The following is a 4960-nucleotide window of genomic DNA, read 5'->3' as shown; positions in this document are numbered from 1 at the left end:
ATTTCTATTGCTCTGGATGGCAGGTGTGACGTTGGTAACCGGTTTGCTTGCAGGTCTTTATCCCGCATTTTATTTATCCTCTTTTAGGCCGGTAAGCGTATTAAAAGGAAAAGTAACGAGTAGTCTGGCCACGATTGCATTACGCAAGGGGCTGGTTGTTTTTCAGTTCACGATTTCAATTGTCCTGATCCTGGGGGCAGTTGTGGCCTGGCAGCAATTATCATTTATTCAAAACCGGAATCTTGGATTTGATAAAGGCAAAAAAATGATCATTCCTTTGAAGAGCACGAAGACTTCGGCTAATTATTCAGTCTTGAAGAATGAGCTTCTAAGAAATCCAGATGTTGTATCGGTCACCAGTGGCTCGGTTCACCCAGGCGTTGAAACTATGGAAGATTTGCTTTTCTATAAGGAAAATCAAACAATGCAACAGGCAATTGACATTCATTTTGCCACTGTGGAAACAGAATATATTGAGACCTTGGGATTTACGATGGTAGCTGGCAGACCGTTTTCAAAGGAATTTGGTGCTGATTCGAGTAGTATAATTCTGAATGAAGCGGCCGTGAAAAAATTGGGGTTTGATCCAACAACTGCCATTGGTAAGAGATTGTTTTATGAGTTTGGCAACGCCCGCCGCGAAACTCAGATAGTGGGTGTAGTAAAAGATTTCAATTTTGAAAGCTTGCACACCGCCATCCGACCTTATGCGCTCACTACATCTATTACAGAAAAGCATCAATACCTGATCGCAGATGTACGCAAAGGGGATTATGGCAAGCTGGTTTCTGAGTTTGAAAAATTGTGGATCAAAATAGGCTCCGACATACCGTTTACCTATTCGTTTCTTGATCAGGATGGATATTCCGGAGCAAAGAGAGCCAGTGTTCCGGCAACTTGAGCCATTGATTCCGGGAAACAGAGCCAGTCATAAATCGTATGTTTGGCAACGATTCCGGCAAACTGAGCCAGTAGATATTTACTGACATTCCGGCATATTGAGCCACTTGAATGTAAGATTCTGGCAAAGAGAGCCACCCCAGATTGGTATTGAAGTACTTAACCACCCATCTTTTGCAAAAAAACAAGAGCAAAGGATGGCCAACAAAGTTACTTCGATGCAGACACTGCGATTGATCATACAACTACTGGACCGGAATGTATCAGAGCGGAACATTTCCAGGCAACTTCACATTTCGCGCAATACAATTAAGTTTTACAAAGACCGGCTGCTAGCAGGCCCTCACTCTTTTCGACAGCTGCTTGCCCTGGATGATGGTATATTATCATCAATGGTTTATGCAGATTCGCCATCTGTTCAAAATGAAGTTGCACGTAAAGCGAATTTTCGTGAGCGACTGGCGTATTTTCTTTCTGAGCTTAAAGATACTGGCGTAACTCGTCAGCTACTTTGGGAAGAATATTTAGCTCAATATCCAGATGGTTACCGGTATTCACAGTTTTGCCATCACCTCAATGAATCTGGCAAAATCATGCAAGCCAGCTTTCATATCCGCTACCAGCCTGCGGATGTAATGATGATTGATTTTGCAGGTAAGCAGCTGCACTATTTTGACAAAGCCACCGGCGAACAGATCAGTTGTCAAGTCTTAGTCTGCGTCTTGCCATTTAGCAATTATACCTACGTGGAAGCATTACCTAATGCCCGACTTCCAGCATTGTTGGCGGCACTTAATAATTGTCTGCGCTACTTCAAAGGTGTCCCGCTCTCGTTAAAAACGGATAATATGCGGCAGGTGGTACAAAAAACCAACCGCTATGAACCAACGTTCACCGAGCTGATCCAGCAGTGGGCACTGCATAATAACATTGCCCTGGTCGCTACCAGACCGGCTAAACCTAAAGATAAGGCCCCTGTTGAGGGCCATGTCAAGATCACCTATCAACGCATTTATGCCCCCTTACGTGATCAAGTGTTTTTTAGTCTCCAGGAGCTGAACGAAGCCGTTCGCAAGCACTTGGAGCTGCATAACAACAAGACGTTTCAGGGCAAAAATTACAGTCGTTGGCAACAGTTTTCCCAGCACGAGCAACACTTGTTGCAACCGTTGCCAGACCAGTCCTTTGTTATGAAGCACAGCACTTCGGCCAAAGTCCAGAAGAACTACCACGTCACCCTGGGAGAAGACTGGCACCACTACAGCGTACCCTTCCATTATATCGGTAAGCAGGTGACCATCATTTATGATCAACAGACTGTTGAGATCTATCTGGCACACCAGCGGATCGCGGTCCATAAGCGCTTTTTTAACGAGCATGGCTACACGACTCTCAGGGAGCACATGCCAGAAAACCATCGCGTCTACCAGCAGCAAAAAGGCTGGGACAGCGATTATTTCCTCAGGCAGGCTCTTCAGGTTGGCCCGGCGACTGGCTCTTATATAGACGGGGTTTTGAAGGGACGACAATTCACCGAGCAAACATTCAACTCCTGCCGTGGGATACTGCGCCTAGGCTCCATTTATGGTAAAGAGCGTTTGGAGGCCGCTTGTCAGCGCGCCGTCCATGCAGGTTCTTACAGCTACAAAACCCTGGCCAATATTCTTGCCAATAACTTGGACAAGGCGCCCCAGCTGACCCAGACAGCATTATTTCAAACCCCCGACCACGATAACATTCGCGGCGCAGCCGCCTACGAGTAAAAGATCAATCTTCAAATAAACAGATCAAAAATGAACACAGACCAAACTTATCAACAATTGGCCCGACTGAAACTACAAGGTATGGCCGCTCGTTATGCGGCTATCGCCGAGCAGCCCGTACACCAGCAGCCTGAGGCCCATGCCATGGTGGCTATGCTCGTGGAAGCCGAACATGAGCAGCGAATTCTATACCGGACCCAGCTCTATTTAAAACTGGCCAAGTTGCGGTATACTGCATACGTCGAGCAGGTGAGCTGCAAACCCGATCGGGGTATCACCCCAGAACAGTTAATCCGGCTGAGTGAATGCTCATTCATCCAGAAAGGCGAAAATGTCTTGATTACAGGTGCCACTGGCTGTGGGAAATCTTACCTGGCTTGCGCTTTGGGACGGCAAGCCTGCGTCAAAGGCTATAAAGTGCTTTATTACCCGATGAACCGGTTTATCGAACAACTGGCCCTCGCCAGGCTTGACGGAACCTACATCAAGTGGCTCAATCAAATCGCCAAAGCCCCCCTGCTGATCCTGGATGACTTCGGCTTGCAGCCGCTTAGCCACGACATCAAGATGGCATTACTGCAAATATTGGAGGACCGATATGCTTCTGGCTCAACAATCATTACGGCACAAATGCCGATTGGCAACTGGCATGACTACATTAACGATCCAAGTTTAAGATGCAATATGTGACAGACTGACAGCTAACGCACACCGAATAAATCTGCAGGGAAGCTCATTAAGAAAAGCAAAAAACCATTAATTTTATCTCGCTTCAATACCAATCCAAGACCGGCTCAGTTTGCCGGAACACTGGCTCAAGTTCGCCGGAATTTCCAATCAGGATTTTCAACGGCGATATGAAAAAGACCAGCGTACTGCTGATATCATTTCCTATTTTACAGTCATTGCCATTATAATCGCCTGCCTGGGGCTGTTCGGCCTTTCTACTTTTTCAGCTGCACAACGGACCAGGGAAAATGGTGTACGAAAGGTGCTGGGGGCCTCAGTTGCAGAAATTGCAGGAATGCTCTCGAAAGAGTTTCTAATCTTAATTTTGCTGGCTATTTTGATTGCTTGCCCGCTGGCATGGTTTGGCATGCACCGCTGGCTTACGGGTTTTGCATATAAGATCGAAATTAAATGGTGGGTCTTCGCTTTTTCCGGATTACTTACAATTGTGGTGTCAATCTTAACAGTGTCGTGGCAAAGTATTAAAGCGGCTCTGATGGATCCGGTTAGAAGTTTAAGAAGTAACTAAAAATGCACGTAGGTGCCCGGGGTCATTTTTCTTTGCCTATTCTATATACCTTATGGATTTGGCTCCATATAGCTAGCTCATAAATATTTTCTTAATAAAAGGAGGTATAGTGAGATTGAGACTTAGAGCCAGGTACGTTTTTGTAAACTTCAATTTTTTTTGCACTATTTTAATAGAAATGTTTTGCACAGCCTGTTTCCTTCTGACCGTTGGTTTGTCAGAATAAGAGAAAATTAATCATAGTTAGATTTCGGTAGTTTTGCTTGTCGGAAATACTACATGTAAAGCTTAATGCAGTCAAATTGTAAAAGACAATTATTAACCCTGAGTCAATTAAATGCAGATGTGCTTTAGTCTGAATCTAAATTTTTTTCGACGTAGGCTTTTCAAATTCGAGCATATCTCTTTTGCTCTCAGATAACATCTTTCGATAATCATCAAGCTCTCTTTGAAGATCTGATCTGCGAGGTTCTACAGAATTAGGTATTTGCTGTTCTAATAGGGTAATCTCATTCTCCAAAAGCTTATTAAAATTCTTACGCTGTTTACGAATTGAGCTGTTGTTAATCCACCTGGCTAGGTGATGGCCTCCGAAAGGGGCTACAATTGATATTACGCCTTGAAGGCTTGGATAAGGGATAAAATTTGCTAGGCCAATTATGGCAGTAGGAATCCATATTTCCAGGTCAAATTTTTTGACTGTACTTATCGGGGACTTCGCAGGCATTATTTAGCTAGCGTTTCCCGAAGTCTTTTTAAGTCCTTCTTGCTTAGGTCATTAACTTCCACCCACTCATCAGTGCCTTTCCGTTTTACGCGAAACGAATCATGTCCACCAAACAACTTGGACAGAACTGTAAAAGCACCGCCAAGGATTGCTGCAACACTTAAAACAATCTCTATTATTGCTACTGGCATAATGACTGAAATGGACAATTTGATGCAAATGTGCACTAATCTATACAAGATTACACAAATAACAACAAAAACCAAACAATCAGAGTTTCAACCTATTTTGTATGGGCCTGCTTGCTTAGCA

General features: G+C 44.4%; 5 protein-coding genes. All 5 read left to right on the top strand.

Annotated elements, in window-relative coordinates; genetic code table 11:
• Positions 1–901 (top strand): ABC transporter permease (locus ACTIE6_RS17405; protein ID WP_439557853.1); only part of this gene is annotated, 901 nt, incomplete at its 5' end.
• A gap of 196 nt (positions 902–1097) precedes the next feature.
• Entirely contained in the window at positions 1098–2663 is a 1566-nt protein-coding gene (gene istA / locus ACTIE6_RS17400) for an IS21 family transposase (RefSeq protein ID WP_439557852.1), read from the top strand.
• A 30-nt stretch (positions 2664–2693) separates the two neighbouring features.
• Positions 2694–3353, top strand: a complete 660-nt coding sequence (locus tag ACTIE6_RS17395) for an ATP-binding protein (RefSeq protein WP_439557851.1) — start codon at positions 2694–2696, stop codon at positions 3351–3353.
• Between the two features lie 109 nt (positions 3354–3462).
• Positions 3463–3921, top strand: coding sequence for an ABC transporter permease (locus ACTIE6_RS17390; RefSeq protein ID WP_439557850.1), 459 nt, complete (start codon positions 3463–3465; stop codon positions 3919–3921).
• Between the two features lie 844 nt (positions 3922–4765).
• Positions 4766–4960 (top strand): hypothetical protein (locus ACTIE6_RS17385; RefSeq protein WP_439557849.1); only part of this gene is annotated, 195 nt, incomplete at its 3' end.

The organism is Dyadobacter sp. (assembly GCF_051859145.1).
In the GTDB taxonomy this organism is placed as follows: domain Bacteria; phylum Bacteroidota; class Bacteroidia; order Cytophagales; family Spirosomataceae; genus Dyadobacter.
The sequence above is the reverse complement of the archived record's forward strand: the minus strand, read 5'-3'. Positions and strand labels throughout refer to the sequence as shown.